This is a genomic window from Acidovorax sp. 94 (genome assembly GCF_003634645.1).
Lineage (GTDB): Bacteria > Pseudomonadota > Gammaproteobacteria > Burkholderiales > Burkholderiaceae_C > Acidovorax > Acidovorax facilis.
Map to the genome: position 1 here is coordinate 324,974 of NZ_RBJA01000001.1, position 15,106 is coordinate 340,079.

13 protein-coding genes are annotated in these 15,106 nt (G+C 63.6%); 5 read left to right on the forward strand and 8 right to left on the reverse strand.

Annotated features, from left to right (window positions below; all coding sequences use genetic code 11):
• The 8 genes from C8C94_RS01460 to C8C94_RS01495 form a co-directional block, all read right to left on the reverse strand.
• Positions 1–267, reverse strand: a complete 267-nt coding sequence (locus tag C8C94_RS01460; RefSeq protein WP_055402789.1) for a metal/formaldehyde-sensitive transcriptional repressor — start codon at positions 265–267, stop codon at positions 1–3.
• A gap of 223 nt (positions 268–490) precedes the next feature.
• Positions 491–1,801 carry a citrate synthase gene (locus C8C94_RS01465; RefSeq protein WP_121419457.1) on the reverse strand — a complete coding sequence of 437 codons (1,311 nt, stop codon included), beginning with the start codon at positions 1,799–1,801 and terminating at the stop codon, positions 491–493.
• A 78-nt stretch (positions 1,802–1,879) separates the two neighbouring features.
• On the reverse strand, positions 1,880–2,200 hold the full coding sequence (locus C8C94_RS01470) for a succinate dehydrogenase assembly factor 2 (RefSeq protein WP_055393121.1): 321 nt from the start codon (positions 2,198–2,200) through the stop codon (positions 1,880–1,882).
• A gap of 18 nt (positions 2,201–2,218) precedes the next feature.
• Positions 2,219–2,923: a succinate dehydrogenase iron-sulfur subunit gene (locus tag C8C94_RS01475; RefSeq protein WP_055393124.1), complete on the reverse strand. Its 705-nt coding sequence runs from the start codon at positions 2,921–2,923 to the stop codon at positions 2,219–2,221.
• Positions 2,924–2,948: 25 nt separating this feature from the next.
• Entirely contained in the window at positions 2,949–4,757 is a 1,809-nt protein-coding gene (sdhA, locus tag C8C94_RS01480; protein WP_055393127.1) for a succinate dehydrogenase flavoprotein subunit, read from the reverse strand.
• Positions 4,758–4,786: 29 nt separating this feature from the next.
• Positions 4,787–5,152, reverse strand: coding sequence for a succinate dehydrogenase, hydrophobic membrane anchor protein (gene sdhD, locus C8C94_RS01485; RefSeq protein WP_055393129.1), 366 nt, complete (start codon positions 5,150–5,152; stop codon positions 4,787–4,789).
• Positions 5,153–5,219: 67 nt separating this feature from the next.
• Positions 5,220–5,654, reverse strand: coding sequence for a succinate dehydrogenase, cytochrome b556 subunit (gene sdhC / locus C8C94_RS01490; protein WP_121419458.1), 435 nt, complete (start codon positions 5,652–5,654; stop codon positions 5,220–5,222).
• A gap of 133 nt (positions 5,655–5,787) precedes the next feature.
• Entirely contained in the window at positions 5,788–6,576 is a 789-nt protein-coding gene (locus C8C94_RS01495) for a GntR family transcriptional regulator (protein WP_055393133.1), read from the reverse strand.
• 215 nt (positions 6,577–6,791) lie between these two features.
• On the opposite strand from C8C94_RS01495, the gene C8C94_RS01505 reads away from it, so the two are divergent.
• The 5 genes from C8C94_RS01505 to C8C94_RS01525 all read left to right on the forward strand — a co-directional run bounded on the left by C8C94_RS01505 (position 6,792) and on the right by C8C94_RS01525 (position 15,057).
• Positions 6,792–7,778 carry a malate dehydrogenase gene (locus C8C94_RS01505; protein ID WP_055393136.1) on the forward strand — a complete coding sequence of 329 codons (987 nt, stop codon included), beginning with the start codon at positions 6,792–6,794 and terminating at the stop codon, positions 7,776–7,778.
• 14 nt (positions 7,779–7,792) lie between these two features.
• Positions 7,793–8,860 (forward strand): CoA ester lyase, encoded by a 1,068-nt coding sequence (locus C8C94_RS01510; RefSeq protein WP_233573358.1) that lies wholly within the window; start codon positions 7,793–7,795, stop codon positions 8,858–8,860.
• 32 nt (positions 8,861–8,892) lie between these two features.
• Complete coding sequence (locus C8C94_RS01515; RefSeq protein ID WP_121419460.1) at positions 8,893–9,522, forward strand: hypothetical protein; 630 nt, start codon at positions 8,893–8,895, stop codon at positions 9,520–9,522.
• Between the two features lie 127 nt (positions 9,523–9,649).
• Positions 9,650–12,235, forward strand: coding sequence for a bifunctional aconitate hydratase 2/2-methylisocitrate dehydratase (gene acnB / locus C8C94_RS01520; protein ID WP_055393150.1), 2,586 nt, complete (start codon positions 9,650–9,652; stop codon positions 12,233–12,235).
• Between the two features lie 203 nt (positions 12,236–12,438).
• A complete protein-coding gene (locus C8C94_RS01525) occupies positions 12,439–15,057 on the forward strand; it encodes an ankyrin repeat domain-containing protein (RefSeq protein ID WP_121419461.1) in 2,619 nt (872 codons plus the stop codon).
• Positions 15,058–15,106 lie beyond the last annotated feature (49 nt).

The window sequence follows — 15,106 nt, forward strand, 5'->3', positions numbered from 1 at the left end:
CTATTTGAGGTAGGAGCGAAGCAACGCCAGTGTTTCGTCAATGGCCTGCTGTGACGGTGCTGGTTTTTCCGCCAGCGTCTCGCGCACATGGCTGTCGAGCAGGTCGGCCATCAGTCCGTGCACGGCGCCACGCATGGCCGCCAGCTGCTGCAGGATGGGGGCACAGTCGCTGCCCGCCTCCACCGCGCGTTCCAGCGCCTCGGCCTGGCCCTTGATGCGGCGCAGTCGGGTGATGGCGCGTTGCTTGTCTTCGGGGGTGTGGGGCATGGGTTGCGGGTGTGGGGTGCGGGGGGCTGCCTTTGTACTGGGTAGCAGTATAAAAGATAGCCCCATACTGGTCGTGCGCTAGGTCGTCAAAAAGCCTTTTAACTAGGGGGGAGTATGTGCATCCGGCACGGCTTGGCCTGTGTGGGGCACCCATGAAAAAAGCCCGCAGGCACTGCCTGCGGGCTTCGGGAGGGGGTGGACGGCGCGCGGGGCGCCGTACCGGTCAACGCTTGGCCAGGGGTGGCACGTCGCGGCGCTCGGAGCCGGTGAACAGCTGGCGGGGGCGGCCGATCTTGTACTCGGGGTCGCCGATCATTTCGTTGAGCTGGGCGATCCAGCCCACGGTGCGGGCCAGGCTGAAGATGCCGGTGAACAGGTTCACAGGAATGCCGATGGCGCGCTGCACGATGCCGGAGTAGAAGTCCACGTTCGGGTAGAGCTTGCGCTGCACGAAGTAGTCGTCTTCCAGGGCGATCTTTTCCAGTTCCTTGGCCAGCTTGAACAGCGGGTCGTTTTCAAGGCCCAGCTCGGCCAGCACTTCATTGCAAGTCTCTTGCATGAGCTTGGCGCGGGGGTCGTAGTTCTTGTACACGCGGTGGCCAAAGCCCATGAGCTTGACGCCGGAGTTCTTGTCCTTGACCTGCTTGATGAAGTCGCCGATCTTTTCCACGCCGCCTTGGGCCTGGATGTCGTACAGCATGTTCAGCGCTGCTTCGTTGGCGCCGCCGTGGGCAGGGCCCCACAGGCAGGCCACGCCCGCCGCGATAGCCGCAAACGGGTTGGTGCCCGACGAGCCGCACAGGCGCACGGTGGAGGTCGAAGCGTTCTGCTCGTGGTCTGCGTGCAGGATGAAGATGCGGTCGAGCGCGCGTTCCAGCACGGGGTTGACCTTGTACTCTTCGCAGGGTGTGCCGAACATCATGCGCAGGAAGTTGCCTGCATACGAGAGGTTGTTCTGCGGGTACATGTAGGGCTGGCCCATGCCGTACTTGTAGGCCATGGCGACCAGCGTGGGCATCTTGGCGATCAGGCGGATGGCGGCGATCTCACGGTGCTGCGGATTGTTGATGTCCGTGCTGTCGTGGTAGAAGGCCGACAGGGCGCCCACCAGGCCGGTCAGCACGGCCATGGGGTGCGCGTCACGGCGGAAGCCACGCAGGAAGAACTGCATCTGCTCGTTGACCATGGTGTGGTTGGTCACGCGGCTCGTGAAGTCGGTCTTCTGCGCTGCGTTGGGCAGGTCACCGTACAGCAGCAGGTGGCAGGTTTCCAGGAAGTCGCAGTTTTCAGCCAGCTGCTCAATGGGGTAGCCGCGGTACAGCAGTTCGCCCTTGTCGCCGTCAATGTAAGTGATGGCCGACTGGGTGGCTGCCGTTGACAGGAAGCCTGGGTCATAGGTGAACATGCCCGTCTGCGCATACAGCTTGCGGATGTCGATGACATCCGGGCCAATGGTGCCCTGGTAGACCGGCAGGTCCACGCTGGGACCGCCGTTACTGAACGACAGGGTGGCTTTGTTGTCAGCTAGCTTCATTGTTACTTTCCTTAGGTTTGCCGATGATCATCCGGTCTGGTGGGGCTGGGATCTTTTCAGAGCGAGAAAACCCGCTCGTCAGGTGCCCAGCACGGGGGTGCCGCCGCTTTCCCGCAGCATGCCCAGCACTTCATGCACCTCGGGCGCATCCAGCGTCTCGCTGGGTTCCTTGCGGCAAAGCAGCAGGTCCAGGAGGTCGTTGTCGGCGAGGTCCATCAGGGCCGCAAGGCCCTGGGCGTGGCGCTGGTTCAGCTCAGGCTCGAAACGGGTGAAGAACTGTTCGATGAACAGATCGTTTTCCAGCAGGCCGCGCCGGCAGCGCCAGTGCAGCTTGCTGAGTTCGCGTTCCGTCAGCAGCGGCGAGGCTGCCGAGGGGGCGGTGGTGGCGGTTGCACCCATGGCGGTCCTGGGCCCCGGTCAGATGGCGCGACGCACCATCAGTTCCTTGATCTTGCCGATGGCCTTCGTGGGGTTCAGGCCCTTGGGGCACACGTCCACGCAGTTCATGATGGTGTGGCAACGGAACAGGCGGTACGGGTCTTCGAGGTTATCGAGGCGCTGGCCGGTGGCGTCATCGCGGCTGTCGGCGATGAAGCGGTAGGCCTGCAGCAGTCCGGCAGGGCCCACGAACTTGTCGGGGTTCCACCAGAAGCTGGGGCAGCTCGTGGAGCAGCTGGCACACAGGATGCACTCGTACAGGCCGTTGAGCTCTTCGCGCTCTTCGGGAGACTGCAGGCGCTCGCGGTCGGGTGGAATCTGCTCGTTGATCAGGTAGGGCTTGATCGAGTTGTACTGCTTGAAGAACTGCGTCATGTCCACGATCAGGTCGCGGATCACGGGCAGACCGGGCAGGGGCTTGAGAACAATCGTGCCCTTCAGGGTATTCATGTTCGTCAGGCACGCTAGGCCGTTCTTGCCATTGATGTTCATCGCGTCGGAGCCACAGACGCCTTCGCGGCACGAACGGCGGAACGACAGCGTGGGGTCCTGCTCCTTGAGCTTCATCAGGGCGTCCAGCAGCATGCGTTCATGGCCGTCGAGTTCGATCTCGATGGTCTGCATGTAAGGCTTGGCGTCCTTGTCCGGGTCGTAGCGGTAGATTTGGAATGTGCGCTTTTGCATGGTTCTTCTCTCGTGGGGCTACTGTTTAGAACGTACGGACCTTGGGGGGCACGCTGTCCACCGTCAGGGGCTTGAGGTTGACCGGCTTGTAGGCGAGGCGGTTGCCTTCGCTGTACCACAGGGTGTGCTTCATCCACTCCTGGTCATTGCGGCCCAGGGGGAACTCGGCGTGGTCGGCTGGGTGCTCGTAGTCGTACACAGTGTGGGCGCCACGGCATTCCTTGCGGGCGGCGGCCGACACCATGGTGGCCTGCGCCACTTCGATCAGGTTGTCCACTTCCAGCGCTTCGATGCGGGCGGTGTTGAACACCTTGGACTTGTCCTTCAGCGTCACGTTGGCCACGCGGCTGCGGATCTCGGCGATCTTCTTGACGCCTTCGTCCATGCTGGCCTGGGTGCGGAACACGCCGGCATGCTGCTGCATGGTGGAGCGGATGTCGCCCGCCAGGTTTTGCGCGTAGATGCCTTCGTTCGACTTGTCGAGCTGGTTCAAGCGCTCCAAGGTGCGGTCGGCCGCATCCTTGGGCAGGGGCTTGTGCTCCTTGTTCTTGTTGTTGAACTCGACGATGTGGCGGCCAGCGGCCTTGCCGAACACCAGCAGGTCCAGCAGCGAGTTGGTGCCCAGGCGGTTGGCGCCGTGCACCGACACGCAGGCGCATTCGCCCACGGCGTACAGGCCGTTGACCACTTCGTTGTTGATGCCGTTGGCTTGTGCAACCACTTGGCCGTTGATGTTGGTAGGCACGCCACCCATCTGGTAGTGGATGGTGGGCACCACAGGAATAGGTTCCTTGGTGATGTCCACGTTGGCGAAGTTGACTCCGATTTCGTACACCGAAGGCAGGCGTTTATGGATGGTGTCTGCACCCAGGTGGTCGAGCTTGAGCAGGATGTAGTCCTTGTTGGGACCGCAGCCGCGACCTTCCTTGATTTCCTGGTCCATGCAGCGGGACACGAAGTCGCGCGGGGCCAGGTCCTTCATGGTGGGCGCATAACGCTCCATGAAGCGCTCGCCGTTGCTGTTGAGCAAAATAGCGCCTTCGCCACGGCAGCCTTCGGTCAGCAGCACGCCGGCGCCGGCCACGCCGGTGGGGTGGAACTGCCAGAACTCCATGTCCTGCAGCGCAATGCCGGCACGTGCCGCCATGCCCAGGCCGTCACCGGTGTTGATGAAGGCGTTGGTCGATGCCGCAAAGATGCGGCCAGCACCGCCGGTGGCCAGCAGCACGGTCTTGGCTTCCAGGATGTACAGGTCGCCGGTTTCCATTTCCAGGGCGGTCACGCCCACCACGTCACCGTCGGCGTCGCGGACCAGGTCCAGCGCCATCCATTCGACGAAGAAGTTGGTCTTGGCCTTCACGTTCTGCTGGTACAGCGTGTGCAGCATGGCGTGGCCAGTGCGGTCGGCAGCGGCGCAGGCGCGTTGCACGGGCTTTTCGCCATAGTTGGCGGTGTGGCCGCCAAAGGGGCGCTGGTAGATGGTGCCGTCGGGGTTGCGGTCGAACGGCATGCCGAAGTGTTCCAGCTCATACACCACCTTGGGTGCTTCGCGGCACATGAACTCGATGGCGTCCTGGTCGCCCAGCCAGTCGGAGCCCTTGATGGTGTCGTAGAAGTGGTAGTGCCAGTTGTCTTCGGACATGTTGCCCAGCGATGCGCTCACGCCGCCTTGTGCAGCCACGGTGTGCGAACGGGTGGGGAAAACCTTGGACAGCGAGGCCACGTTCAGGCCTGCGCGGGAGAGTTCAAGCGCGGCACGCATGCCGGAGCCGCCTGCGCCGACGATGACGACATCGAACTTGCGGCGGGTGATGTTAGCGTTGGTGTAGCTCATTATTTTTTGCCTTCAGTCGCGGGGATCAATCAGAGACGCCACAAAACCTGGATACCCCAGCCGGCACAGCCGACCAGCCAGACGATGCTGAACACCTGCAGTGCCAGGCGCAGGCCCACGGGCTTGATGTAGTCCATCAAGACTTCACGCAGGCCGATCCAGGCGTGCCAAGCCAGTGCAACGATCACGGAGAAGGTCAGCACCTTCATCCACTGGGCCGAGAAGATACCGGCCCATTTGTCGTAGCCGATGGGGCCTTTGGAGAAGATCACCTGGGCCAGCAGTGCCAGGGTGAACAGGGCCATCAGGACTGCCGTGACGCGCTGGCTGAGCCAGTCGCGCAGGCCATAGTGGGCGCCGACGACGACGCGCTTGGAACCGTAATTGACGGACATGGGAATTTCCTCTCGTTCTTCGGCGGGCACTGCCTGGCAGCAGCCGCCGCTTTTTGGGGTTGATCGATCAGTACAGGCCGAAAAGCTTGGCGCCCAGCACCAGGGTCAGCGTGATGCTGATGGCCAGGACGGCAAAGGCCGAGGACTTGCCGAATTCCTTGTTCACGGCGCTGTGGCTCACATCCATCCACAGGTGGCGCAGGCCAGCGGTGAAGTGGTGCAGGTAGGCCCAGATCAGTGCCAGGGCCACCAGTTTGATGAACCAGCCGGGCACGAAGCCAATGCCGATGTTGAAAGCCGCCGAGAACCGGGCGAACGAGATTTCAGACGACACCGAGGTGTCGAACATCCAGATGATGAAGGGCAGCAGCAGGAACATGATCAGCCCGCTGCCGCGGTGCAGGATCGAAACCCACGCGGCAGGAGTCATGCGGTAGGTGGTCAGGTCCTTGAAGGCATTGATGTTGCGGAATTCAGGCCGTTTTTTGGCGAGTTCTGTCATGTTGTGTGCTTTCGTGGATGTAACTGCTTTGTAATTTGAAGATGCAAAGAACGCAAAATTCTATTGCAACGCAACAAGAAGGGTTTGCTCCAGCCCGAATGTTCTACGTTTCCGCTCAGTTGCCAGGGTGGTGTCAGCTCAGTTCGTTACGGTAATGGTGCGTGTCGGTCAGGTACAGGCCGCGCCGTAACTCCATCGGAACGTCGTTGTAGGTGTAGGCGATGCGCTCCACGCTCAGCAGCGGCGTGGCCTGTGGGATCTGCAGCATCGCCGCCTGGTCGGCATCGGGCAGTACGGCACGTATTTTCTCCTCGGCACGTACCATGCGTACGCCAAAGTCGAGTTCAAACATGGCGTAAGTAGGGCCTTGGTAGTTGGCCAACTGTTCGGCCGTCAGCCCTTTGAAAGCCTGGCCGGGCAGCCAGATGTCTTCCAGGATGGTGGGTACGCCTGCGAATGACAGGACTCGCCGCGCCTGGACCACCGGGTCGGCGCTGCGCAGTGCCAGTGCGCGCGCAACGTCAGCGCTGGCACGCACACGCCGACAATCGATCACCTTGCGCTGTGCAGGGCCCTCCACGCGGACGTCTCCCGTGTCGGGCATGAGCTTGAGAAAACGGTACTGCACATGCTGCTCGGCATGGGTGGCCACAAAGGTACCCTTGCCCTGGCGCCGCATCACGAGGTTTTCGGCCGCCAGCTCGTCAATGGCCTTGCGCACCGTGCCCTGGCTCACGCGAAAGCGTGCAGCCAGCTCCATCTCGCTGGGGATGGATTCGCCCGGTTTCCACTCGCCCTGTTGCAGACTTTGCAGGATGAGCCCTTTGATCTGCTGGTACAGGGGGCTGAACGCGGGCGTGGCAGAGCCCGTGCCTGCCAAAGGCTGCGCAGGGTTGTCGGCGTTGAGCGGAAGCGAGGACATGGCGATCGGGAGAAGGGCGGGCCGCACGCGAAGTGATATGCGGGCTGTGTCAGGGTGTTAATCATATCTTATATAAGACATAAGACAAATTGACCGAGGTGTCCAATCAGCGGTACACTCCAAGGCTGTTTTGCGGGGCACGGGCTGCTGGTAACAGGCGCTGGTGCTTGCGTTGCACTCACACCTGTTTTCCTCACTTCCCTGGAGTTTTCACCATGAGCAAGAAGCCTGTTCGCGTCGCCGTCACCGGTGCCGCTGGTCAAATTGGTTACGCCCTGCTGTTCCGCATCGCCTCCGGCGAAATGCTGGGCAAGGACCAGCCCGTCATCCTGCAATTGCTCGAAGTGCCTGTCGAAGGCCCCCAGAAGGCGCTCAAGGGCGTGATGATGGAGCTGGACGATTGCGCGTTCCCCCTGCTGGTGGGCATGGAAGCCCACAGCGACCCCATGACCGCTTTCAAGGACGCTGACTACGCCCTGTTGGTCGGTTCGCGCCCCCGTGGCCCGGGCATGGAACGCGCCGAACTGCTGGCTGTCAACGGCGCCATCTTCACGGCACAGGGCAAGGCCCTGAATGCCGTGGCTTCGCGCAACGTGAAGGTGCTGGTCGTCGGCAACCCTGCCAACACCAACGCCTACATCGCCATGAAGTCGGCCCCCGACCTGCCACGCAAGAACTTCACCGCCATGCTGCGCCTGGACCACAACCGCGCTGCCAGCCAGATCGCAGCCAAGACCGGCAAGGCCGTGGCGGACATCGAAAAGCTGACCGTCTGGGGCAACCATTCGCCCACGATGTACGCCGACTACCGCTTCGCCACCATCAACGGTGAAAGCGTCGCCAAGATGATCAACGACCAGGAATGGAACGCCAACACTTTCCTGCCCACCGTGGGCAAGCGCGGCGCTGCCATTATCGAAGCGCGTGGCCTGTCGTCGGCTGCTTCGGCTGCCAACGCCGCCATCGACCACATGCGTGACTGGGCCCTGGGCACCAACGGCAAGTGGGTCACCATGGGCATTCCTTCGGACGGCCAGTACGGCATCCCCAAGGACACCATGTTCGGTTTCCCCGTGACGTGCGAAAACGGCGAGTACAAGATCGTTGAAGGTCTGGAAATCGACGCGTTCTCGCAAGAGCGCATCAACATCACGCTGGCTGAGCTGCAAGGCGAGCAAGACGGCGTCAAGCACCTGCTGTAAACCAGGTGAGCGCCATGCAGCCGACGCCACAGGCATCGGGCCTTCGGGCCGCCCGGGTCCCCGCGCAGGGGCAGGGCGCTGCGCCATCCCATCCACGCGATGTGTTGCTGGGCGCCCAGGCGCAGACAGGCTTCCTGCCGGTCTGTGACCACTACAGCGGCGTCGAAGCGCGCATGCGCAAGAGCCTGCAGCTGCAGGCCGAGATGACGCAGGAGTTCGGTACCTGCGTCTTTGATGTCACCCTCGATTGCGAAGACGGCGCCCCCGTCGGCCTTGAAGCCGACCACGCCCGGCTGGTTGCCCGTCTGGCCCTGGGCGCTGCACCCGGTGCCCGCGTGGCCGCCCGGGTCCACGCGGTGGACCACCCGGCATTCGCCAACGATGTCGCCACGATAGCGGGCGAAGCAGGCCATCGGCTCAGCCACATCATGGTTCCCAAGGTGGAATCTGTGGACGACGTACTGGCAGCGGAGCGGGCGCTGGAGAAAGCCTCTGCCGCCCCGGTACCGATCCATGTCCTCATCGAATCCCCTGCTGCGGTGCACCGTGCTTTTGAAATCGCAGCCCACCCGCGCGTGCAGAGCCTGAGTTTTGGCCTCATGGATTTTGTGTCGGCCCATGGTGGCGCCATCCCTGCGCATGGCATGACTTCGGCGGGGCAGTTTTCTAACCCACTGGTGGTGCGTGCCAAGCTGGAGATTGCCGCGGCCTGCCATGCCCACGGCAAGGTGCCATCGCATTGTGTGGTGACGGAGTTCGCCGATACGGTGGCCATGCAAGGCGCCGCCAGCCGTGCCGCGCGCGAGCTGGGCTATACCCGCATGTGGAGCATCCATCCCGCACAGATCCGACCCATCCTGCAGGCGTTTGCGCCTCAGCAGGATGACATCGAAGTTGCTTCAAAAATAATAGCTGCTGCCGTAGATTCTGATTGGGCTCCCATCAGTTTTGAAGGCACGTTGCACGACCGCGCCAGCTATCGCTTTTACTGGCAGGTGCTGGAGCGCGCTCACCGTACCGGGCGCACACTTCCTCTTGCCGTGCGCCATTGGTTTGGCGCGTCGGCCTCCGTTCCGTTGTGAACATTCCTGAATTTTTCCACGCAGGACCTCCCATGAAATCCTTTATCGCCTCTGCCCTGATGCTGCTGGCTCCAGCCCTCGCCCTGGCGCAAACCCCTGCCAAGACCGAAGCCAAACCCGAGACCAAGGCTGCCGCCAAACCTGCAGCAAAGCCCGCTGCCAAGCCCGATGCGAAGTCTGCCAAGGCTGCGGACAAGGCGCCTGCCGCCAAGAAATCTTCGGTAGCCAAAACCGAAGGCACCAGCAGCCGCAGCCAGCTCAAGAGCGCGGCGAACCAGGTGGCCACCGGCATCATTGCTGCCGAAGCCGCGCTGTCCCCCGAAGAACTGGCCATTGCCGAACGTGTGCACGTGGGCCGCATTCCCTGCGAACTCGGTGCCTTTGTCACCGTGACCGCCGAGCCCGCGAGCCCAGGCCACTTCCATGTGGAAGGCAAGGGCTTCAAGTACTTCATGGCCCCGGTCGCTACCACCACGGGCACGGTGCGCCTGGAAGACCAGAAGGGTGGCGCCGTCTGGCTGCAGATCGCCAACAAGTCCATGCTGATGAACCAGAAACTGGGTCAACGCCTGGCCGACGAATGCATGAGCCCGCAGCAGGTGGTGGTGGCCGAGGCCATCAAGAAAAACCCGCCCGTGAGTGTGCTGGAACCCCTGAAGTAAGCCCTTCACCAGCGCAGCGCCACAGAGAAGAAAACCGCACGACCCCGCGCATGCAGGCGCCCCGGCTATCGAAAAACGCCGCCGCGCTGCACGCCGCCCCACTTTAGAACGCAACCGGAGAAAAATGATGTTGAAAGCCTACCGTGACCATGTGGCCGAGCGCGCCGCCCTCGGCATCCCGCCCCTGCCGCTGACCGCCAAGCAGACGGGCGAGCTGATCGAGCTGCTCAAGAACCCCCCTGCGGGCGAAGAAGCCACGCTGGTGGACCTGATCACGCACCGCGTGCCTGCCGGTGTGGACGACGCCGCCAAGGTCAAGGCCAGCTACCTCGCTGCCGTGGCGCACGGTACGGAGGTGTGCACGCTGATTGGCCGCGAGCGCGCCACGCAGCTTTTGGGCACCATGCTGGGCGGCTACAACCTCACCCCCCTGATCGACCTGCTGGACGACGCTGCGGTGGCCTCCGTCGCCGCCGAAGCGCTCAAGAAGACGCTGCTCATGTTCGATCAGTTCCATGACGTCAAGGAAAAGGCCGACAAGGGCAACACCTTCGCCAAGGCCGTGCTGCAAAGCTGGGCCGATGCCGAGTGGTTCACCAGCCGCCCCGAAGTGCCCCAGAGCATCAAGCTCACCGTGCTCAAGGTCACTGGCGAAACCAACACCGACGACCTGTCGCCCGCACCGGACGCGTGGAGCCGCCCCGACATCCCGCTGCACGCGCTGGCCATGCTCAAGAACAAGCGCGACGGCATCACGCCCGAAGAAGACGGCAAGCGCGGCCCGGTGAAGTTCATCGAAGACCTGCGCGCGCGTGGCAACCTGGTGGCCTACGTGGGCGACGTGGTCGGCACGGGTTCGAGCCGCAAGTCCGCCACCAACAGCGTGCTGTGGTTCACGGGCGAAGACATCCCGTTCGTGCCCAACAAGCGCTTCGGCGGCGTGTGCCTGGGCAGCAAGATTGCGCCCATCTTCTACAACACCATGGAAGACGCTGGTGCACTGCCCATCGAACTGGATGTAAGCCAGATGCACATGGGCGACGAGATCGAACTGCTGCCCTACGCTGGCAAGGCGCTCAAGGACGGTAACGTGATTGCCGAATTCGAAGTCAAGAGCGAAGTCCTGTTCGACGAAGTGCGTGCCGGTGGCCGCATTCCGCTGATCATTGGCCGTGGCTTGACTGCCAAGGCCCGCGAAGCCCTGGGCCTGCCGCCTTCCACGCTGTTCCGCCTGCCGCAAGTGCCTGCCGCCACCGGCAAGGGTTTCACGCTGGCCCAGAAGATGGTCGGCCGCGCCTGCGGACTGCCCGAAGGCCTGGGTGTGGTGCCCGGCACCTACTGCGAACCCCGCATGACCTCGGTGGGCTCGCAGGACACCACCGGACCCATGACCCGCGACGAACTCAAGGACCTGGCCTGCCTGGGCTTCAGCTCCGATCTGGTGATGCAGTCCTTCTGCCACACGGCTGCGTACCCCAAGCCCGTGGACGTGAAGATGCACCACGAGCTGCCTGACTTCATCAGCACGCGCGGCGGCATCTCGCTCAAGCCTGGCGACGGCATCATCCACAGCTGGCTCAACCGCATGCTGCTGCCCGACACCGTGGGAACGGGCGGCGACTCGCATACGCGTTTCCCTATCGGCATCAGCTTCCCTGCAGGTTCGGGCCTGGTGGCGTTCGCCGCAGCCACGGGCGTGATGCCGCTGGACATGCCTGAGTCGGTGCTGGTGCGCTTCAAGGGCCAGATGCAGCCCGGCGTCACGCTGCGTGACCTGGTGCACGCGATTCCGCTGTACGCCATCAAGCAAGGCCTGCTCACAGTGGCCAAGCAGGGCAAGAAGAACATCTTCTCGGGCCGCATCCTGGAAATCGAAGGCCTGCCTGACATGAAGGTCGAGCAAGCGTTCGAACTGTCTGACGCCTCGGCCGAGCGCTCTGCCGCTGGCTGCACGGTGCGCCTGAACAAGGAACCCGTGATCGAGTACATCAACTCGAACATCGTGCTGCTCAAGAACATGATCGCCCAGGGCTATGCCGACGCGCGCACCATCGGCCGCCGCATCAAGGCCATGGAAGCCTGGCTGGCCAACCCCCAGCTGCTGGCACCTGATGAAGATGCCGAGTACGCGGCCGTCATCGAGATCGACCTGGCCGAGATCACCGAACCCATCGTGTGCTGCCCCAACGATCCCGACGACGCCAAGACGCTGTCGGACGTGGCGGGTGCTGCCATCGACGAAGTGTTCATCGGCTCGTGCATGACCAACATCGGCCACTTCCGTGCAGCCTCCAAGCTGCTCGAAGGCAAGAAGGACATCCCCGTCAAGCTGTGGATGGCCCCGCCCACGAAGATGGATGCGCACCAGCTCACCGAAGAAGGCCACTACGGCGTGTTCGGCGCGGCCGGTGCCCGCATGGAAATGCCCGGCTGCTCGCTGTGCATGGGCAACCAGGCGCAGGTGAAGGAAGGCGCTACCGTGATGTCCACCAGCACCCGCAACTTCCCCAACCGTCTGGGCAAGAACACCAACGTGTACCTGGGCTCGGCCGAACTCTCGGCCATCTGCTCCAAGCTGGGTCGCATTCCTTCCAAGGAAGAGTACCTGGCAGACATCGGTGTCATCAACCAGAACGGCGACAAGATCTACAAGTACATGAACTTCGACCAGATCGCCGAGTTCAAGGAAGTGGCAGACGGCGTGACCGCCTGATCCTTCCCCTCGGGGATGGATAGACCAGTAAAAAGCGGCTCTTCGGAGCCGCTTTTTTTTGGCGCTGGATGTTTGTTGCAAACCACGCAATCGCCAAGCCATGCCACGGCGTGTCACGCAATGGACGTGTTTTTGTCACGCAAATGTCATGATTTCGTCGCTATGCTCCAGCCATAAAAACAAAACGAAATGGGGGGACATCCATGGCAAGAGAGAAAAACAATGCCGACAAGACCAGCAGCGTAGGGGCACGCTTCGCGGCGCTGCTGATCAGCGCGGTCTTCGCTCTGGGGTTTGGGTTGGGCGGCTACCACGCCGGGCTCAAGCCCCTCGCCCGTACGCTCGATACTGCCCTGCAGGTGCGTGGCTGGCAGCCTGTGCAGGCCGAAGTCCTGTCGGCTGAACTCAAGACGCACCACAGCAGCGATGGCGCCACCTACGAAGTGCAGGCCCGCTACCGCTATCAGGTGGCGGGCAAGGCTTACGAAGGCACCCGCGTCGGCCTGGACGCGCGGGGCAACAGCGACAACATCGACGACTGGCCACGGCAGTGGGCGGGGCGTCTTCAGAGCGCGCAGGCACGGGGGCAGGGCATCACGGTCCTGGTCAATCCCCACGATCCGTCGCAGTCGCTTATCGATCCCTCCATCCGCTGGTCGCTGCAGATTTTCCGCATTCCGTTTGCCCTGGTTTTTACCTTGGTGGGGCTGGTGGCGGCCTGGTTTTTTCTGCACACCCTGCTGGGTCTGGTCAGGGCCGGGGGGACATCGCCGGCAGCTGGCAGTGGCGGCCTGCAGCCGGGCTCGTCGCCCACCAGCTTGTTCGCGAAGGGCGCTTCCGGCACTTCGGTGGGTGCCATCTGGTTTTTCACCATCTTCTGGTGCGGTATTGCGTTCCCTATGGCGGCCCTGCTGTGGACCCAATCCAGCGCCCCCTGGTTTGCCAAGGCCTTCATCTCCCTCTTCGTGATGATCGGCCTGGGGCTGGTGGCCCTGTCGGTGCGCCATACCCACATGGCCTGGCGCTACGCGGGCGCAGAGCTGACCGCACTGCCCACAGTCCCGCGTGCGGGCCACCCGGTCGAGATGACACTGCTCCTGCCCGAGCGTGCCGCCGCCTACCAGCAGGGCCAGCAGTTGCAACTGCGCCTGGCCCAGTACCGGGTGGATGAATCGAGTTCCGGTTCGCCGGAGCGTTGTGTGGAGTCTTTCTCTGAAACCGCGCGTGTGCAGCCCACGGCCGATGGTGGACTGCGGCTGACGGCCCGTTTTGACCTGCCACCCGACGCGCCCCCGCACGGCGCGCAACGCTCTGGTGAACGTGTGGACTGGCGGCTGGAGTTGCTGCGCACCCCGGGCGGGGACGTAGAGCTGACCTACGACGTGCCCGTGCAGGCGGCCCCACAGGCGTTTGGCCACGAGCAGGCCGATCGCTTTGACCGGCGCGCTATCTGGAAGAAAGTGACCCCCATCGCGCCCGCTGATCCGGCCCACGGAGAAGGAGAAGCGGGCCTGGATGGTGAGGGCGCCTTGCTCCTGCCCGCTTCCGTTACGCTGCTGGAGACCCCGCATGCGTGGCAGTTTGAATTCAGCCGTCGCGGCTGGCGCTGGGCTGCAGGCCTGGTGCTGGCGGGTCTTGTGGCGGAGGCCTTCGTGAACGGCCGTTTCGGCTCTGGCGGCATCGCATTGCCACCATTCTTTGTGGCCACCGGCGCCTGGTGGCTGCTGGTCGCCTTTGTCCTGCAGGCTGCCACCTGCCGCTGGACTCTGTCTGTGCGGGATGAGGGCCTCACCGTGCGCCGCTACTCTGCGCTGTGGTCGCGGGCAGACGCCCTACCTGGGCAGGCCAGCCAGAGTCTGGTGCACAAGCTGCTGTATTCCACCGGCAGCGGCGCCAGCGAGACCCCTTATTTCGCTGTCTATGCGCGCGAGCGCGATGGCCCCCTGGTTCGGTTGACCCCCGGCGTCAGTGGCGAAGGGGCTGCCACTGCGTTGGGCCAATCCATCGCACGGGCCTGGTCGCACCGCCGGGGCCATTTCAGCCCTGGCGCGCAGCGGCCTGCCCGCACCGAGTATTCGCGCCCGGCCTGGGGATTGCTGCTGCTGGCAGTTGCTTTGGCCTGGTGGATCTGGGGGCCGTCCCTTGTCGGCCTGGTGCGCCCGGCTCTGCCGGGTCCATCCGCTGCGCCCGTTGCCGCCGCCGTACAGCCATCTGCGTCGTATTCTGCAGTGGACGACGCGCTGCTCGACGCGCAGGACGCCGGTGATGCCCAGGCCCTGGGCGCAGCCCTGGCAGCAGGCGCCAACCCCAACCTGCTCGCGCCCGGCGGCTCGTCCATGCTCATGCTGGCGGCCTACCGGGGGCAGCTGGAGCACATCGAGCTGCTGTTGCAGGCTGGTGCCCAGCCCGACCTTCGCCAGACACACAAAGACAGCGAGCGTGGCGACACTGCGTTGTTGCGCGCCTTCTACGGCGGCCACCTCGCTGCCGCCCAACGTCTGGTGCAGGTCGGGGCCAGCCTGGCGGCCCGCAACCGGTGGGACTGGGGCCCAGCACACATGGCCGCGCAAAGTGGTTGTGTGCCTTGTTTGCAGTGGCTGGCCGAACAGGGGCAGCCCCTGGACGAGCCCGCGCCCGCAAGCCGGAGCGAGACGCCTGCGATGCTGGCTGCTGCCAAAGGGCGCATCCAGGCGCTGGAGTGGTTGGAGGTGCGGGGTGTGGACCTTTGGCGCAAAGACCCGCATGGCAAGAATGCGCTGGATTGGGCGCGGTTTGGAAAGCAGCAAGAGGCGGAGCACTGGCTGGTGCAGCGCCAGCGCTGATGTGAGGCCAGGCCTCAGGCGCAAAGGGTGTCTATGGATGGGCCGAGGC